Annotated in this window: 27 protein-coding genes; all 27 read left to right on the top strand. The window is 65.0% G+C overall.

Annotated features, from left to right (window positions below):
* The first annotated feature begins 5 nt into the window (after positions 1–5).
* The 27 genes from rpsS to rplQ all read left to right on the top strand — a co-directional run bounded on the left by rpsS (position 6) and on the right by rplQ (position 16,230).
* Positions 6–281, top strand: a complete 276-nt coding sequence (gene rpsS, locus Q5H94_RS08700) for a 30S ribosomal protein S19 (RefSeq protein WP_034161646.1) — start codon at positions 6–8, stop codon at positions 279–281.
* Positions 281–658 (top strand): 50S ribosomal protein L22, encoded by a 378-nt coding sequence (rplV, locus tag Q5H94_RS08695; protein WP_304560871.1) that lies wholly within the window; start codon positions 281–283, stop codon positions 656–658. The genes rpsS and rplV overlap by 1 nt, the downstream gene beginning before the upstream one ends.
* The gene (rpsC, locus tag Q5H94_RS08690; RefSeq protein WP_304560870.1) at positions 658–1,365 is read left to right on the top strand and encodes a 30S ribosomal protein S3; all 708 of its coding nucleotides are present in this window, start codon (positions 658–660) and stop codon (positions 1,363–1,365) included. The genes rplV and rpsC overlap by 1 nt, the downstream gene beginning before the upstream one ends.
* 10 nt (positions 1,366–1,375) lie before the next feature.
* Positions 1,376–1,810, top strand: a complete 435-nt coding sequence (rplP, locus tag Q5H94_RS08685) for a 50S ribosomal protein L16 (RefSeq protein WP_304560869.1) — start codon at positions 1,376–1,378, stop codon at positions 1,808–1,810.
* A gap of 1 nt (position 1,811) precedes the next feature.
* Positions 1,812–2,018: a 50S ribosomal protein L29 gene (rpmC, locus tag Q5H94_RS08680; RefSeq protein WP_304560868.1), complete on the top strand. Its 207-nt coding sequence runs from the start codon at positions 1,812–1,814 to the stop codon at positions 2,016–2,018.
* Positions 2,019–2,029: 11 nt separating this feature from the next.
* A complete protein-coding gene (gene rpsQ / locus Q5H94_RS08675; protein WP_304560867.1) occupies positions 2,030–2,308 on the top strand; it encodes a 30S ribosomal protein S17 in 279 nt (92 codons plus the stop codon).
* Between the two features lie 89 nt (positions 2,309–2,397).
* Positions 2,398–2,766: a 50S ribosomal protein L14 gene (gene rplN / locus Q5H94_RS08670; RefSeq protein ID WP_304560866.1), complete on the top strand. Its 369-nt coding sequence runs from the start codon at positions 2,398–2,400 to the stop codon at positions 2,764–2,766.
* On the top strand, positions 2,766–3,083 hold the full coding sequence (gene rplX / locus Q5H94_RS08665; RefSeq protein ID WP_304560865.1) for a 50S ribosomal protein L24: 318 nt from the start codon (positions 2,766–2,768) through the stop codon (positions 3,081–3,083). The genes rplN and rplX overlap by 1 nt, the downstream gene beginning before the upstream one ends.
* Positions 3,076–3,657 (top strand): 50S ribosomal protein L5, encoded by a 582-nt coding sequence (rplE, locus tag Q5H94_RS08660; protein ID WP_304560864.1) that lies wholly within the window; start codon positions 3,076–3,078, stop codon positions 3,655–3,657. Before rplX ends, rplE begins: the two co-directional genes overlap by 8 nt.
* 1 nt (position 3,658) lies before the next feature.
* Positions 3,659–3,964, top strand: coding sequence for a 30S ribosomal protein S14 (gene rpsN / locus Q5H94_RS08655; RefSeq protein ID WP_304560863.1), 306 nt, complete (start codon positions 3,659–3,661; stop codon positions 3,962–3,964).
* Positions 3,965–3,974: 10 nt separating this feature from the next.
* On the top strand, positions 3,975–4,370 hold the full coding sequence (gene rpsH / locus Q5H94_RS08650; RefSeq protein ID WP_304560862.1) for a 30S ribosomal protein S8: 396 nt from the start codon (positions 3,975–3,977) through the stop codon (positions 4,368–4,370).
* Entirely contained in the window at positions 4,370–4,903 is a 534-nt protein-coding gene (gene rplF, locus Q5H94_RS08645; RefSeq protein ID WP_304560861.1) for a 50S ribosomal protein L6, read from the top strand. Before rpsH ends, rplF begins: the two co-directional genes overlap by 1 nt.
* Positions 4,903–5,262, top strand: a complete 360-nt coding sequence (gene rplR, locus Q5H94_RS08640; RefSeq protein WP_304560860.1) for a 50S ribosomal protein L18 — start codon at positions 4,903–4,905, stop codon at positions 5,260–5,262. The genes rplF and rplR overlap by 1 nt, the downstream gene beginning before the upstream one ends.
* A 2-nt stretch (positions 5,263–5,264) precedes the next feature.
* Positions 5,265–5,990, top strand: a complete 726-nt coding sequence (gene rpsE / locus Q5H94_RS08635) for a 30S ribosomal protein S5 (RefSeq protein ID WP_304560859.1) — start codon at positions 5,265–5,267, stop codon at positions 5,988–5,990.
* A gap of 5 nt (positions 5,991–5,995) precedes the next feature.
* The gene (gene rpmD / locus Q5H94_RS08630; RefSeq protein ID WP_304560858.1) at positions 5,996–6,172 is read left to right on the top strand and encodes a 50S ribosomal protein L30; all 177 of its coding nucleotides are present in this window, start codon (positions 5,996–5,998) and stop codon (positions 6,170–6,172) included.
* Between the two features lie 62 nt (positions 6,173–6,234).
* Positions 6,235–7,401 carry an acyltransferase family protein gene (locus tag Q5H94_RS08625; protein WP_304560857.1) on the top strand — a complete coding sequence of 389 codons (1,167 nt, stop codon included), beginning with the start codon at positions 6,235–6,237 and terminating at the stop codon, positions 7,399–7,401.
* 91 nt (positions 7,402–7,492) lie between these two features.
* On the top strand, positions 7,493–8,044 hold the full coding sequence (rplO, locus tag Q5H94_RS08620) for a 50S ribosomal protein L15 (RefSeq protein WP_304560856.1): 552 nt from the start codon (positions 7,493–7,495) through the stop codon (positions 8,042–8,044).
* Positions 8,045–8,202: 158 nt separating this feature from the next.
* Positions 8,203–9,549 carry a preprotein translocase subunit SecY gene (gene secY / locus Q5H94_RS08615; protein WP_304560855.1) on the top strand — a complete coding sequence of 449 codons (1,347 nt, stop codon included), beginning with the start codon at positions 8,203–8,205 and terminating at the stop codon, positions 9,547–9,549.
* 36 nt (positions 9,550–9,585) lie between these two features.
* Entirely contained in the window at positions 9,586–10,236 is a 651-nt protein-coding gene (locus tag Q5H94_RS08610; RefSeq protein ID WP_304560854.1) for an adenylate kinase, read from the top strand.
* A gap of 41 nt (positions 10,237–10,277) precedes the next feature.
* Positions 10,278–10,835, top strand: coding sequence for an SRPBCC family protein (locus Q5H94_RS08605; protein WP_304560853.1), 558 nt, complete (start codon positions 10,278–10,280; stop codon positions 10,833–10,835).
* 278 nt (positions 10,836–11,113) lie between these two features.
* On the top strand, positions 11,114–11,806 hold the full coding sequence (locus Q5H94_RS08600; RefSeq protein ID WP_304560852.1) for a response regulator transcription factor: 693 nt from the start codon (positions 11,114–11,116) through the stop codon (positions 11,804–11,806).
* 17 nt (positions 11,807–11,823) lie between these two features.
* Positions 11,824–13,176 (top strand): sensor histidine kinase, encoded by a 1,353-nt coding sequence (locus Q5H94_RS08595; RefSeq protein WP_304560851.1) that lies wholly within the window; start codon positions 11,824–11,826, stop codon positions 13,174–13,176.
* A gap of 41 nt (positions 13,177–13,217) precedes the next feature.
* Entirely contained in the window at positions 13,218–13,451 is a 234-nt protein-coding gene (locus tag Q5H94_RS08590; RefSeq protein WP_304560850.1) for a hypothetical protein, read from the top strand.
* Positions 13,452–13,619: 168 nt separating this feature from the next.
* Positions 13,620–13,988, top strand: a complete 369-nt coding sequence (gene rpsM, locus Q5H94_RS08585; protein ID WP_093226324.1) for a 30S ribosomal protein S13 — start codon at positions 13,620–13,622, stop codon at positions 13,986–13,988.
* Between the two features lie 57 nt (positions 13,989–14,045).
* Positions 14,046–14,435, top strand: coding sequence for a 30S ribosomal protein S11 (gene rpsK / locus Q5H94_RS08580; RefSeq protein ID WP_034161671.1), 390 nt, complete (start codon positions 14,046–14,048; stop codon positions 14,433–14,435).
* Between the two features lie 94 nt (positions 14,436–14,529).
* Positions 14,530–15,594 carry a DNA-directed RNA polymerase subunit alpha gene (locus Q5H94_RS08575; protein WP_304560849.1) on the top strand — a complete coding sequence of 355 codons (1,065 nt, stop codon included), beginning with the start codon at positions 14,530–14,532 and terminating at the stop codon, positions 15,592–15,594.
* Between the two features lie 216 nt (positions 15,595–15,810).
* Positions 15,811–16,230, top strand: a complete 420-nt coding sequence (gene rplQ / locus Q5H94_RS08570) for a 50S ribosomal protein L17 (protein WP_304560848.1) — start codon at positions 15,811–15,813, stop codon at positions 16,228–16,230.
* Positions 16,231–16,256 lie beyond the last annotated feature (26 nt).

Here is a 16,256-nt window from a genome sequence, read left to right as displayed (position 1 = left end):
CGCTCATGGCTCGTTCCGTCTGGAAGGGTCCCTTCGTGGACCTCCACCTGCTGAAGAAGGCAGAAACCGCGCAGGAAACCAATGCGCGCGCGCCGATCAAGACCTGGTCGCGCCGCTCGACGATCCTGCCGCAGTTCGTCGGCCTGACCTTCACCGTCTACAACGGTCGCAAGTTCGTGCCCGTTTCCGTCAACGAGGACATGGTGGGCATGAAGCTCGGCGAGTTCGCGCCGACGCGCTACTTCCCGGGCCATGCCGCCGACAAGAAGGGCAAGCGCTGATGTCGAAGCCTAAATCCCCCCGCCGCGTCGGCGAGAAGGAAGCTTTGTCGGTCGGTACGCAGATCCGCGGCTCGGCTCAGAAGCTCGGCCTCGTCGCTGCGCTCATCCGTGGCAAGAAGGTCGGCGATGCGATGAACATCCTGCAATTCTCCACGAAGGGCATGGCGATTGACGCACGCAAGGTTCTCGCCTCGGCGATCGCCAATGCGGAAAACAACCACAACCTCGATGTCGACGCGCTCGTCGTCGCCGAGGCGTCGGTCGGCAAGTCGATCGTCATGAAGCGTTTCGCCACGCGCGGCCGCGGCAAGTCGACCCGCATCCTCAAGCCGTTCAGCCGTCTGCGCATCGTCGTGCGCGAGCAGGAAGAAGCATAATGGGTCAGAAATCGAACCCGATCGGTCTGCGCCTGCAGATCAACCGTACCTGGGACAGCCGCTGGTATGCGGAAGGTGGCGACTATGGCCGTCTCCTTCTCGAAGACCTGCGGATGCGCAACTACATCCTGAAGGCGCTGCCTCAGGCGGCGATCTCGAAGGTCGTGATCGAGCGCCCGGCCAAGCTGTGCCGCGTGTCCATCTATGCTGCGCGCCCCGGCGTGATCATCGGCAAGAAGGGTGCGGACATCGAGAAGCTGCGCCGCAAGCTCGGATCGATGACCTCGTCGGACGTGAGCCTGAACATCGTCGAAATCCGCAAGCCGGAAGTCGACGCCAAGCTCGTCGCGCAGGGCATCGCCGATCAGCTCGAGCGCCGTATCGCCTTCCGCCGCGCCATGAAGCGTGCGGTGCAGTCGGCGATGCGTCTCGGCGCGGAAGGCATCCGCATCAACTGCGGCGGCCGTCTCGGCGGTGCTGAAATCGCCCGTACCGAATGGTATCGCGAAGGCCGCGTTCCGCTCCACACGCTGCGTGCGAACGTCGATTATGCCGAAGCGCAGGCGCACACCGCCTACGGCGTCTGCGGCGTCAAGGTCTGGATCTTCAAGGGTGAGATCCTCGGCCACGACCCGATGGCGCAGGACCGGATCATGATGGAGGCTCAGACCTCCGGCGTGCGCCCGGCGCGCGACGACCGTCGCTAAGGACTGAATCATGCTGCAACCGAAAAAGACCAAGTTCCGCAAGGCCTTCAAGGGCCGGATTCACGGTGAGGCCAAGGGCGGCACCACGCTCAACTTCGGCTCCTACGGGCTGAAGGCAATGGAGCCGGAGCGGATCACCGCGCGCCAGATCGAGGCGGCTCGCCGCGCGATCACGCGCCACATCAAGCGCCAGGGCCGTTTGTGGATCCGCGTTTTCCCGGACGTTCCGGTCTCGGGCAAGCCTGCCGAAGTCCGCATGGGCTCGGGCAAGGGTTCGCCGGAATTCTGGGCTGCGCGCGTCAAGCCGGGCCGGATCCTGTTCGAGCTCGACGGTGTTCCGGGCGACGTGGCGGCGATGGCGTTCAGCCGCGCGGCGATGAAGCTGCCGATCAAGGTGAAGGTCGTTGCCCGTCTCGGCGACACCTCGCATCTGGGAGTTGCATAAGATGGCTCGTATCGACGACCTGAAGGCGAAGACCGAGGACCAGCTGTCCGAGGAGCTCGGCAACCTGAAGCGTGAGGCGTTCAACCTCCGTTTCCAGGCCGCGACCAACCAGCTCGAAAAGCCGAGCCGGGTTCGCGAAGTCCGCCGTGACATCGCCCGTATCAAGACGCTGCAGACCGCTCGCTCGCGCGACGCGGCTGCCAAGTAAGGAAGTTTGACATGCCTAAGCGCGTGCTGACCGGGCTGATCGTCTCGGACAAGGGCGACAAGACGGTGGTCGTGAACGTGGAGCGCAAGGTCAAGCACGCGCTCTACGGCAAGATCATCCGCCGTTCGAAGAAGTATCACGCCCATGACGAGGCGAACGAATACAAGCAGGGCGAGACCGTGCGGATCGAAGAGACCGCGCCGATCTCCAAGCTGAAGACCTGGAAGGTGATCGACCGCGTGAACACGCATGCGACGCCGGAGCGGGTTGAAGTCGGCGCCGACGCTTAATCGAGATTGCGCCGTCCGAAAGGGCGGCGTCGATGACAACGGAACCACCGGGCGCGTCCCGGCAGGCCAAATGAGAAGGAACCGGATCTATGATCCAGATGCAGTCCAATCTCGAGGTCGCTGACAACAGCGGCGCGAAGCGGGTCATGTGCATCAAGGTGCTTGGCGGGTCCAAGCGCCGGACTGCCAGCGTCGGCGACATCATCGTCGTCAGCGTCAAGGAAGCCGCACCCCGTGCGCGCGTGAAGAAGGGCGACGTACACCGTGCCGTCATCGTGCGCACGGCGAAGGACATTCGCCGCGCCGACGGCACCGTGATCCGCTTCGATTCGAACGCAGCCGTGCTGGTCAACAAGAACGAGGAGCCGATCGGCACCCGTATCTTCGGCCCGGTCGTGCGCGAACTGCGCGGCAAGAAGCACATGAAGATCATCTCGCTCGCGCCGGAGGTGCTGTGATGGCTGCCGCCAAGATCAAGAAGGGTGACCGCGTGATCGTCCTGTCCGGCAAGGACAAGGGCCGCACCGGCGAAGTGACGCAGGCGCTGCCGAAGGACGGCAAGGTCGTCGTCTCGGGCATCAACGTCCACGTCCGCCACACCAAGCCGAGCCAGGGCGACCCCCAGGGTGGCCTGAAGCGTTCGGAAGCGCCGCTGCACGTCTCGAAGGTCGCGCATGTGACCGCCGACGGCAAGCCGACGCGCGTCCGTTTCGAGACCCAGGACGGCAAGAAGGTCCGCGTCGCCGTCAAGACCGGGGAGAAGATCAGTGGCTGATGCCAAGTATACGCCCCGGATGAAGGGCATCTATGACGAGCGTATCGTCAAGGCGATGACCGACAAGTTCGGCTACAAGAACGCGATGGAGGTTCCGCGCCTCGACAAGATCGTCCTGAACATGGGCGTTGGCGAAGCGACGCAGGACAAGAAGAAGGTCGAGAAGGCGGCTACCGAAATGGAGCTGATCGCCGGCCAGAAGCCCGTCGTCACCAAGGCGAAGAAGTCGATCGCGCAGTTCAAGCTGCGCGAGGGCATGCCGATCGGCGTGAAGGTCACCCTTCGCCGTGAGCGCATGTACGAGTTCCTCGATCGCTTCATCACGATCGCGCTGCCGCGCGTTCGCGACTTTCGCGGCCTCAACCCGAAGTCGTTCGACGGACGCGGCAACTATGCCTGCGGCCTGAAGGAGCAGCTGATCTTCCCGGAAATCAGCTACGACCAGGTCGACCAGATCCGTGGCATGGACGTGATCGTCGCGACGACCGCGAAGACCGACGAGGAAGCGCGCGAGCTGCTTCGCCTGTTCGGCTTCCCGTTCCCGATTGAAGCCGAAGAAAAGAAGGCGGCATAAGATGGCAAAGCTGAGTTCGATCAACAAGAACGAGCGCCGCAAGAAGCTCGTGAAGAAGTATGCGGGCAAGTATGCCAAGCTGAAGGCGGTCGCCGCCGACAACAACGCCGACGAAGCCGAGCGTTGGGAAGCGCGCCTGAAGATGGCCGAGATTCCCCGCAACGGTAACCCGACGCGCATTCGCAACCGGTGTGAGCTGACGGGCCGTCCCCGCGCTTACTACCGCAAGTTCCGCCTCTGCCGCGTGCAGCTTCGCGATCTCGCCAACAAGGGCATGATCCCGGGCGTCACGAAGTCGAGCTGGTAAGGATCACGAGATGGCATTGACCGATCCCCTGGGTGATATGCTCACCCGCATCCGCAACGGCCAGCGCGCGCGTAAGGATTCGATCCTGACGCCGGGCTCGAAGCTGCGGGCCCGCGTGCTCGACGTGCTTCAGCGCGAGGGCTATATCCGTGGCTACAGCGAAGAGCAGATGGGCCCTGCGGCCGGCATCCGCATCGAGCTGAAGTATTTCGAGGGCCAGCCGGCGATCAAGCACGTCGCGCGCGTCTCGAAGCCTGGCCGCCGCGTCTACTCGGGTTCGCAGGATCTGCCCCGCGTGATGAACGGCCTGGGCATCACGATCGTCTCGACGCCGCGTGGCGTTCTGTCCGACGCCGAAGCGCGCGAGCAGAACGTCGGTGGCGAAGTGCTGGCGGAGGTATTCTGATGAGCCGCATCGGCAAGAAGCCGGTCACCGTACCGGCGGGCGTAACGGCCACGATCGACGGCGGCGTGCTGAACGTGAAGGGCCCGAAGGGCACCCTCTCGCTCACGCTCCGCGACGAGATCACCTACACGCTTGAGGACGGCGGCATTTCGGTGCAGCCGGCCAATGACAGCAAGGCGGCGCGTGCCTTCTGGGGCATGCAGCGCACGATGGTGCAGAACCTCGTCACCGGCGTGACCGACGGCTTCACCAAGAAGCTGCTGATCACCGGCGTCGGCTACCGCGCCGCTGCGCAGGGCAAGAAGCTGAACCTGAAGCTCGGCTACAGCCACGACGTCGATATCGACGTGCCGGAAGGTCTTGAGGTCAAGACCCCCGACAACACGACGGTCGAGATCTCGGGCTCGGACAAGCAGAAGGTCGGTCAGCTGGCCGCGGAAATTCGTCGCTGGCGTAAGCCCGAGCCGTACAAGGGCAAGGGCATCAAGTACGACGGCGAGTTCATCTTCCGCAAGGAAGGGAAGAAGAAGTAATGTCGACCAAGGGTATGTCTCTCTTCGAGAAGCGGCGCCGCCGCAACCGTACCGCGCTGCGCGCGCGTGCCGGCACCCGTCCGCGCCTCTCGGTGCATCGTTCGGGCAAGCACATCTATGCGCAGATCATCGACGACGCCCAGGGCGTGACGGTCGCTGCCGCATCGACGCTTGAGAAGGACGTGCGCGGCACGTCGGGCGCGAACGTCGACGCGGCGACCTCGGTCGGCACGCGCGTCGCCGAGGCTGCCAAGGCGGCGGGCGTCACGCAGGTCGTGTTCGATCGCGGTGGCTTCCTGTTCCACGGCCGCGTCAAGGCACTGGCGGAAGCGGCTCGCGCCGCCGGATTGGAGTTCTAAGAATGGCTGACGAAATCCCCCAGACCGACGCTCCGGTAGCGGCCGGCACCGAAGGCGCAGCCGCACCCGAGGGTCGCGGTCCGCGCGGCGGTCGTGGTCGTGGCGGCCCGGGCGGCGGCAACAACCGTGGCGGTCGTGACAACCGTGGCGGTCGCGACAATCGCGGCCGTGGCGGCCCCGGCGGTGCGGACGATGGCGGCGAAGAGCTGATCGAGAAGCTGGTTCACATCAACCGCGTCTCGAAGACGGTGAAGGGCGGCAAGCGCTTCGGCTTCGCGGCACTCGTCGTCGTCGGCGACGGCAAGGGCCGTGTCGGCTTCGGTCATGGCAAGGCGCGAGAAGTGCCGGAAGCCATCTCGAAGGCGACGGCCGCTGCCAAGAAGGCGATGGTCCGCGTTCCGCTCAAGGAAGGCCGCACGCTGCATCATGACGGCAACGGCCATTTCGGTGCGGGCCGCGTGACGGTCCGTTCGGCCCCGCAGGGCACCGGCATCATCGCCGGCGGTCCGATGCGCGCCGTGTTCGAGAGCCTGGGCGTCCATGACGTCGTGACCAAGTCGGTCGGCACGTCGAACCCGTACAACATGATCCGTGCCACCTTCGAGGCGCTCACGGCTCAGGTTTCGCCCAAGTCGGTCGCGCAGCGTCGCGGCAAGAAGATCGCCGATCTGCTCGGCCGTGGCGGCGCGGATGCGCCCCAGGCCGAAGCCGAAGCGATCGTGGAGTAAGCGATATGGCTACCATCAAGATCACGCAGACCGGTTCGCCGATCCGCCGCGAGAAGGACCAGCGCGCGACGCTGATCGGTCTCGGCCTCAACAAGATGCACAAGACGCGCGAACTGGAGGACAGCCCCGAGGTTCGCGGCATGATCCGCAAGGTTCAGCACATGGTGAAGATCGAGGCGTAAGGCGAAAGCCGCCGAGTGAAAAGGAACGAGCCGGGTCGATCGTCGATCCGGCTCGTTTCCTGTTGGAGACACGCATCCTGGCCGACCGCTTTCGCCATCTGATCGGCCAACTGTTCGCGGCGCCGGTCTCGGCACGGCGCGGGGGCGACAGCCGACTCTGCCTGCTCGACGGCGCACGCGGGCTCGCTGCGCTGGCGGTGCTGATGTGGCACTATCAGCATTTCTTCTATCCCGTCGGCGCGCACGCGCCGGTCGCGGGGTTCGAGGCACTGGAGCCGGGACGCCACCTGTTCTCCTATCTCTACGGCTACGGACTTTATGCCGTCCCGATCTTCTGGATGATCTCCGGCTTCGTCTTCGCCAGTGTCTATTACGGCGCGGAAATGACGGCGCGGGCCTTCTTCGTCAATCGCCTTTCGCGCCTCTACCCCTTGCACCTCATCACGCTGTGTGTGGTGGCGCTGCTGCAGGCTATCGCGTGGCGGCAATTGGGCGTGAACCTGATCTTCGGCAACAACGATCTCTATCATTTCGGTCTGCAATTGCTGTTCGCGTCCAACTGGGGCTTTGAGCGCGGATATTCCTTCAACGCGCCGATCTGGTCGGTTTCGGTCGAGGTGTTGATCTACGCGCTGTTCTGGCTGACGCGACGCTGGCTGCCGCGCTGGGGTATTGCGTTGCCACTGGCGCTAAGCGGAGCTTTGCTCGCGCTCAAGCTGACCACGCCGGGCAACCTGATTCTGCAATGCGGCTATTTCTTCTTTCTAGGCGTGACGGTCTGCCGCTTGCACGAGGCGCTGCGAGATGATCGAGCGATGCTGGCCGCTCTCGTCTTTGCGATGATTACGGCAGGGTTTGTAACACTTGCGGTCGGAAACGAGTCGATGCGGCAATTGATCGGACTTCCGGGCCTGTTCGGCGGTGCCATCCTCGCACTCGTCGCAGTAGAAGCGGCCGCACCGCGATCGCTGCGCGCGGTTGCGACGCTTGTAGGAGACAATACCTACGGCATGTATCTCTGGCATGTCCCGGTGCAGTTGCTCGCCTTCATCCTGCTGGCGCCATATTTCGATATGATCGCCCTTGCGGCGTCACCCTGGTTCCTTCTCGGCTTCGTCGTCTCGGTCGCAATGATCGCGCGGATCGGTTTCGTCCTGATCGAGCGACCGGCACGCACGGCCTTGCGCCGGTTCGGTAGCGGGCCGCATACCGGCATTTCCGCTCCTTAAGCAAAAGGGGCGTGACATGTATCCGGCGATCCTCTAAGGGCCGCGCCTTCCACTAATCCAGCGCGACAAAAGCGAAAGCGAGTGCATAACTATGAAACTGAACGAAATCCGCGATAACGCCGGTGCGCGTAAGTCGAAAATGCGCGTCGGCCGTGGTATCGGCTCGGGCAAGGGCAAGACTGCAGGGCGCGGCCAGAAGGGCCAGAAGAGCCGCGAGGGCGTCAGCATCGCCGGCTTCGAGGGCGGCCAGATGCCGCTCCACATGCGTCTGCCGAAGCGCGGCTTCAACAACATCTTCGCCAAGGATTATTCCGAGGTGAACCTCGGCGCGATCCAGAAGGCGATCGACGCCGGCAAGATCGAGGCGGGTGCCACGCTCGACCAGGCGGCGCTCGACGCGGCCGGTCTGACGCGCGGCGGCAAGGACGGCGTACGCCTCCTCGCCAAGGGTGAACTGACCGCCAAGCTGTCGTTCACCGTCGCCGGTGCGTCGAAGTCGGCGATCGAGGCGGTCGAGAAGGCCGGCGGTTCGGTCGAGGTGATCCACGTCGTGCCAGCCGCCGAGAAGGCCGCCGCCAAGAAGGGCGTCAAGTACCGCGAGCGCAAGGCCGCCAAGGCCGAGAAGCAGGCCGCCAAGGCGTAAGTCGTTCCTCTGCGTCCCCGCGAAAGCGAGGACGCAGACTGCACCCCAGCCTTCGCGGGGGTACAAAGGGCGCTAGGCAAGCCCACTTGCGTGACTATATGAGCGGCGGGGGCGGTTGAACGTTTCCCGCCGCTTCTGTTTCCAGGACGATAGAAATAATGGCATCCGCAGCCGATCAGATGGCCTCCAGCATCAGCCTGTCGAAGTTCGCGCAGGCGACCGATCTCAAGAAGCGCCTGTGGTTCACGATCGGCGCACTGATCGTCTTTCGTATGCTGGTCTACGTGCCGCTGCCGGGCATCGACGCGCTGCTGCTGAAGGGCCTGGCCGATCGCACGACCGGCGGTGTGCTCGATGTGTTTAACGCCTTTTCGGGCGGCGCGCTGAAGCAGGCGAGCATCATCGCGCTCGGCGTGATGCCCTATATCACCGCCTCGATCGTCGTGCAGCTCGCGACCTCGCTATCGCCGACGCTCGCCGCCATCAAGAAGGATGGCGAGAGCGGGCGCAAACGGCTCAACCAGTATACGCGCTACGGCACCGTCGGCCTCACGATGGTGCAGGGCTATTTCATCGCGGTCGGCCTGGAAGGGCAGGGCGTGGTGGTCGATCCCGGCATCCTGTTCCGCGTGGCCGCGGTCATCAGCCTCGTCGGCGGGACGATGTTCCTGATGTGGATCGGTGAGCAGATCACCAATCGCGGCATCGGCAACGGCATGTCGCTGATCATCATGGCCGGCATCGTCGCGAGCCTGCCGACGACGCTCTACAATCTGTTCGAGGGCGGGCGTTCGGGCAACCTCGACGCCTTCCGCCTGATCGGCATCATCGTCGCGGTGGTCGGCCTCGTGCTGTTCATCTGCTTCATGGAGCGCGCCCAGCGCCGCATCCTGATCCAGTATCCGAAGCGACAGACGCAACGCGGCATGCAGGCCGATCGCAGCCATCTGCCGCTCAAGATCAATACGGCGGGCGTGATCCCGCCGATCTTCGCTTCGTCGCTGCTGCTGATGCCGCTGACGATCACGCAGTTCGCGGGCAACCGCGTCGCGGGCGACAGCTGGTGGGGCGACGTCATCCTGACGCTCAACCAGTATCTGCAGCACGGCAGCCTGGTGTACATGCTGCTCTACGGCGCGGGCATCATCTTCTTCTCGTTCTTCTACACGGCGGTGGTGTTCAACCCCGAGGAGACGGCGGACAATCTGAAGCGCTACGGCGGGTTCATTCCCGGCATCCGGCCCGGCAAGAACACCGAGATCTATTTCGACTACGTGCTGACGCGCATCACCGTGATCGGCGCGGGCTATCTCGCGATCATCTGTCTATTGCCCGAATATCTCGTATCGCTGCTGCAGATTCCGTTCTACCTCGGCGGCACGAGCCTGTTGATCGTGGTCAACGTCACGATGGACACCGTGACGCAGATCCAGAGTCACCTGCTGGCGCATCAGTATGGCGATCTGATCAAGAAGTCGAAACTCAAGGGCGGCCGCCTCCGTTAAGAGGGGCGGGTACGCAGCAAGCACGGGAGCGGGGACTTGAACATCATTCTGCTTGGGCCGCCGGGAGCGGGCAAGGGCACGCAGGCCAGCCGGCTCGAGGCGGAGCGGGGGATGGTCCAGCTGTCGACCGGCGACATGCTGCGCGCCGCCGTCAAGGCGGGCACGCCGACCGGCGTCAAGGCGAAGGCCGTGATGGAGGCGGGCGAACTCGTCTCTGACGAGATCGTCTCGGGCATCATCGGCGAACGGCTCGACATGGACGATACCGCCAAGGGCGTGATCTTCGACGGCTATCCGCGCACCGCCGCGCAGGCCGAGCAGCTCGATGGCCTGCTGGCCGATCGCGGCCGCACGCTCGACAAGGTGATCGAGCTCGAAGTCAACGAGGATGCGCTGGTCGAGCGTATCGTCGGCCGCTTCACCTGCGCAAGCTGCGGCGCGGGCTATCACGACACGTTCAAGCAGCCGAAGGTCGCCGATACCTGCGACGTCTGCGGCGCGCACGAGTTCAAGCGCCGCCCCGACGACAATGAGGAAACCGTCCGCACGCGCATGGCCGAATATCGCGCCAAGACGCTGCCGATCCTGCCGATCTACGAAGCGCGCGGTCTCGTCGCGCGGGTCGACGGCATGGCCGACATGGACGAGGTCGGCAAGCAGATCGCGGCGATCCTCGACGCGGGCTGACGCGCGCGATATCGTCGGCCCGCATATCCGGGGGGACGACGATGAAACTGACCGCTCTGCTCGCGACCGCCGCGGCCCTGTTCCTCGCGGCGCCCGCCTCGGCCGAGATCGTCGAGAGCGCGGCCGATCATTTCGAGGTGAAGCAGGTCGTCACCGTCGAGGCGCCCGTGCAGCAGGTGTGGGAAACGCTCCGCGCTCCACAGAAATGGTGGAGCAAGGACCACACCTATTCGGACGATGCGGCCAACCTCTATCTCGATTCGCAGGCGACGGGGTGCTTCTGTGAAAAGCTCGCCGACAAGGGCAGCGTCGAGCACGCGCACATCATCTATATCCAGCCGCCGCGCATGATCCGCCTCGACGGTGCGCTCGGGCCGCTCCAGGCCGAGGCGGTGAAGGGCACGCTTACCTTCAAGGTCGATCCCGGCGAGAGGGGCGCGACCACGCTGACCATGACCTACCTCGTCGCCGGCTACATGCGCGCGGGCGGCGAGAAGCTCGCCCCGCAGGTCGACGAGGTGCTGGCCCTGCAGGTGCTGAACCTGAAAGCCGCGGCGGAAGCCGCTCCACCGCCTCCGCCGGAAAAGGCGGGGCGCTGAACCCCCACGGCGGGAGCGGGTGCCGGCACGCCCCCCTCGATCGTTTGGCACGGTCATTCGCGCGACGCGCCCGGACATGACGAATTCGTCATGTCCGCTTCATCGGTCCGTCCAAGTCCCTCGCCTATAGCGTCGGACGTGGCTGATGCACGCAGCCGAACGAGTTCCCGAGACTGGCACCCGCACTCCCGGGGGTGTTGGTGGCCGGCGGAAGGCTTGCTTTCCGCCGGCCTCATTTCGTTCTAGGCAAGAGGTTCCCGTTCGGAATGTCTGCACCCATGACCCGCAAGATCCTGATCGTCGAAGATGATGCCGGCACGGCATCATACCTGGCCAAGGGTCTGACCGAGGCGGGTTTCGCCGTGGAAAACGCGAGTGACGGCCGCGACGGCCTGTTTCTGGCGAGCGAGGGCATCTTCGACCTCATCATCGCCGATCGCATGCTGCCCGGTCTCAACGGCCTGGCGATGGTCGGCGCGATTCGCGCGGCCGAGGTTCGCACCCCGGTGTTGATGCTTTCCGCGCTCGCCACCGTCGATGACCGTGTCGACGGGCTGAAGGCCGGGGCAGACGATTATCTCTGCAAACCCTTTTCCTTTGCGGAGCTGTTCGCGCGGATCGAGGCGCTGCTGCGCCGAACCGATCGCGCGGCCACGCAACAGCAGGTGACGCGCCTCTCGGTCGGCGACCTGGAGATCGATCTGCTCGCCCGCACCGTCACGCGCGAGGGCCGCACGATCCCGCTCGGCGCGCGCGAGTTCAACCTGCTCGAATATCTTGCCCGCCACGCCGGCCAGGTGGTCACGCGCACGATGATGCTGGAAAAGATCTGGAACTATCACTTCGATCCGGGATCGAACGTGGTCGACGTCCATATCGGCCGCCTGCGCCGCAAGATCGAGGAAGGCTTCGCGACGCCGATCCTCCACACCGTGCGCGGCGCGGGCTACCGGCTTTCGGTGGAGAGCTGAGCCGCCAGCGGATGAGGATGCGCCGCCTCTCCGTCACCGCGCGCATCGCGCTGCTCGCGATCGGGCTCGCGCTCGTCTCCAACCTCGTGCTGGTCGCCTTCGTGTGGCGGCAGATCCATGATTCGAGCATCGACGCGCTCCGCCGCGACACGATCGAACAGTCCGACGCGCTGGTCTCGGTATGGCAGACGGGTGGGCTGCCCGCGCTGAGCCACGCCATCGCCGAAGCCCGGGCGCCGGGTGATTTCTCGCTGATCCTCGCGGTGGTCGATAATGAGGGGCAGCGTCGTTTCGGCGTCGGGCCGGGAGACATCACGATCAGCGGCGCCCCCGAGCCGATCGAATTCCGCATCGGCACGATCGGCGCCGACCGCCCCTGGGCCGAACGCGAGGCGGGCTATGCCGTGCGGAAGATCGGCAACGACTGGCTGCTGAGCGGCCGCCTGCTCGACGATTGGGAACAGGTGCAGCGCGGCATAGAGCAGGCGATGCTGGCGGCGACCCTTTTGTCTCTTGCGCTTGGCGTCGGCGGCGGACTCGTCGTCACGCGCTATGTCGGGCGGCGGCTCGATCAGGTCGCGAACGTGATCGAGGGCGTGGCGGACGGCGATCTCTCGCGACGCGTACCCAATGCGGCGGGTGGGCAGGATGCCTTCGACCGGCTCGCCTCTCGCCTAAACGCGATGCTGGAGAAGCTCGAACGGCTGATGACCGAATTGCGCGTCGTCACCGACAGTTTCGCGCACGATCTGCGCTCTCCCCTCGCGCGGTTGCGCAGCAAGGCCGAGGCGGCGGTGCTTCAGGCCGATCCCGAAGCGCGCGAGGCGGCGATGAGCGGGCTGCTGACCGAGACCGATATCGTCATGCGCATGTTGACGATGCTCATCGAGATCAGCCGCGCCGAATCGGTCTCGCGCGACCGCTTCACCAGCGTCGATCCCGCCGAACTGGTCGAGGAGATCGCCGAGCTCTACGCGCCCGTTGCCGAGGACGACGGCATGACCTTCGTGGCCGCGATCGGGGAGGGGGCGGGCCGTATCGTGCTGCACCGCGAACTGATGACGCAGGCGATCACCAACCTGATCGACAATGCCTTGCGCCACGCGGCCGATGGCGGCGAGGTTACGCTGCGGCTGAGGCGCGCGGCGGGAGAGGTGCGTTTCGCAGTCGAGGATCGCGGCCCCGGCATCGCCGAGGCCGACCGCGCGCTGGCGCTGCGCCGCTTCGGCCGGCTCGACGGCGCGCGCACGACGCCGGGCGCGGGGCTCGGCATGGCGCTGGTCGAGGCGGTGGCGCGGCTGCACGGCGGCCGGCTGGAGCTGGGCGACAACACGCCGGGGCTGATCGTCGCGATCGTCGTGCCGGCCTGATTCCCTGGCATTCCGCGCCCGATGTCGCCAAAGCGTGAGCGATGGATGCCCTAACCCTCTTCGGCCTGTTCGCCGTCACCTTCATGCTGGTATGCTACATGCTGGAGGCGCGAAGCCACTGGTGGACGCTGGCCTTCGCGATCGGCTGCCTGATGGGATCGGCTTACGGCTTCCTGCAGGGGGCCTGGCCGTTTGGTCTGGTCGAGATCGCGTGGGTGGCGGTCGCGCTGCACAAATGGATCAAAATGCCGAAGGGCTCACATCCCTCCGTTTGATCTCCGGCGCTTGACAGTCTTACGAGGCCCTACTATCTGGCGCGTCTTCCGATACGACGGTGACCGGCGGCGCTCTGCGCGCGTCGGCTGTCGCGCGTTTCGGTGTTCAACGCGATGAGATGGGGTTGTGCAGCCATGCACGCCCTGTGGAGCAGGAGATTTTAGTTCATGGCACGTATTGCGGGTGTCAACATCCCGACCAACAAGCGCGTGGTGATCGCGCTGACCTACATCCACGGTATCGGCGATACCAAGGCGAAGGAAATCACCGCCAAGCTGGGCATCGCGCCGGAACGCCGCGTTCAGGATCTCACCGATTCGGAAGTGCTGCAGATCCGCGAGACGATCGACGCCGATCATACGGTCGAGGGCGATCTTCGCCGTCAGACCGCGATGAACATCAAGCGTCTGATGGATCTCGCCTGCTATCGCGGCCTTCGCCATCGCAAGGGCCTCCCGGTCCGCGGCCAGCGCACGCATACCAATGCGCGCACCCGCAAGGGCAAGGCCAAGCCGATCGCCGGCAAGAAGAAGTGAGTTTGAGCCGCAGGTGACTGCGGCTCGCTCCTCGTTTCGTAGGATTAGGAATTCAACATGGCACGTGAACCGCAGCGCATTAAGCGCCGTGAGCGCAAGAACATCACGTCGGGCGTCGCCCACGTCAACGCATCGTTCAACAACACGATGATCACGATCACCGATGCCCAGGGCAACGCGATCTCGTGGTCGTCGGCCGGCATGATGGGCTTCAAGGGCTCGCGCAAGTCGACCCCGTATGCGGCGCAGGTCGCGGCGGAAGACGCCGGCAAGAAGGCCGCCGAACACGGCGTCCGCACGCTGGAAGTCGAAGTGAAGGGCCCCGGTTCGGGCCGCGAGTCGGCGCTCCGCGCGCTGCAGGCGGTCGGTTTCCAGATCACCTCGATCCGCGACGTGACCTCGATCCCGCACAACGGCGTCCGCCCCTCGAAGCGCCGCCGCGTCTGATTTCGCCTTGTCCGCGCGCGGTTGATCGCGCCGCGCGGACGAGACTCCCAATGGCCGGAGTGGCCCACTCCCGCCCAAAACCAAGGGGAAGCCCGTGTCCGTCAATGCAAAGAACTGGCAGGAATTGAAGAAGCCGAGCGGCCTCGAAATGAAGTCGGGCGGCGATACCAAGAAGAAGGCGACCTTCATCGCCGAGCCGCTCGAGCGCGGCTTCGGCCTGACGCTCGGCAACGCGCTCCGCCGCGTTCTGCTCTCGTCGCTCCAGGGTGCGGCCGTCACCTCGATCAAGATCGAGAACGTGCTGCACGAATTCTCGTCGCTGGCGGGTGTTCGCGAGGACGTGACCGACATCGTCCTCAACGTGAAGCAGATCGCGCTGCGCATGCAGGGCGAAGGCCCCAAGCGTCTCCAGCTTTCCGCCACCGGCCCCGCCGAGGTGAAGGCCGGCGACATCGCGGTTTCGGGCGATATCGAGGTGATGAACCCCGATCTCGTCATCTGCCACCTCGACGACGGCGCGACGCTCAACATGGAACTCACCGCAGACGTCGGTAAGGGCTATGTCGCCGCGGTCGCCAACCGTCCGGCCGACGCGCCGATCGGCCTGATCCCGGTCGACGCGCTCTACTCGCCGGTCAAGCAGGTGAGCTACAAGGTCGAGAACACCCGCGTCGGGCAGGAGCTCGATTACGACAAGCTGACGCTGACGGTCGAGACCGACGGCACCGTCACGCCGGAGGACGCGATCGGCTACGCCGGCCGCATCCTGCAGGACCAGCTTGCGCTGTTCGTCCACTTCGACGATTCGACCGCGACGCGCTCGGCCCCGATCGGCCAGGCGGCACCCGCCGCGTCGAGCGAGGTTTCGGGCGATACCCAGCAGATCAACCGTTACCTTCTCAAGAAGGTCGACGAGCTCGAACTGTCGGTGCGTTCGGCCAACTGCCTGAAGAACGACAACATCATCTACATCGGCGATCTCGTGCAGAAGACCGAGGCGGAGATGCTGCGCACGCCGAACTTCGGCCGCAAGTCCTTGAACGAGATCAAGGAAGTGCTGTCGTCGATGGGTCTGCGTCTCGGCATGGAAATCCCCGGCTGGCCGCCCGAGAACATCGAAGAGATGGCGAAGAAGCTGGAACAGGAAATAATGGGCTAAGTCGCACCGGGTTTGCGTGAGCGAACCCGGAGACGGCGCCAGCCCGGCCGACGGGCTGCAAGCCCGATCGACGACGCGGCTTTGCAGCGGCGTAGTGCCTGCGGAAACATGGATCCCCGCCTTCGCGGGGATGACGGAAGATAGGGTGGGCCGACCGTCCCCACCTGGTCTGGGGTTCCTTGAACCGGCCCCTTAACGAACGAAAAGGACTATCCAATGCGTCACCGTGTAGGCGGCCGTAAGCTTCAGCGGACCTCGGCCCACCGCATCGCGCTGTTCCGCAATATGTCGGCAGCGCTCATCAAGCACGAGCAGATCACCACCACCGTCGCCAAGGCGAAGGAACTGCGCCCGTACGTCGAGAAGCTGATCACGCTCGCCAAGAAGGGCGGTCTCTCCAACCGCCGTCTCGCGCATGCCCGCCTGCTCGACGACGCGCAGCTGGTGAAGCTGTTCGACGTGCTGGCCTCGCGCTACGCCGATCGCAACGGCGGCTACACCCGCATCATCAAGGCCGGCATCCGCGCGTCGGACGCCTCGCCGATGGCGATCATCGAATTCGTCGACCGCGACGTCTCGGCCAAGGGCCAGGATTCGGGCCCCGTCATCGAGGCGGATGATTACGAGGACGCGTAAGCGTAGCTCCGGCCGACGACGCGGCT

The sequence above is a fragment of the Sphingomonas immobilis genome (genome assembly GCF_030580995.1).
Lineage (GTDB): Bacteria > Pseudomonadota > Alphaproteobacteria > Sphingomonadales > Sphingomonadaceae > Sphingomonas > Sphingomonas immobilis.
The sequence above is the reverse complement of the archived record's forward strand: the minus strand, read 5'-3'. Positions and strand labels throughout refer to the sequence as shown.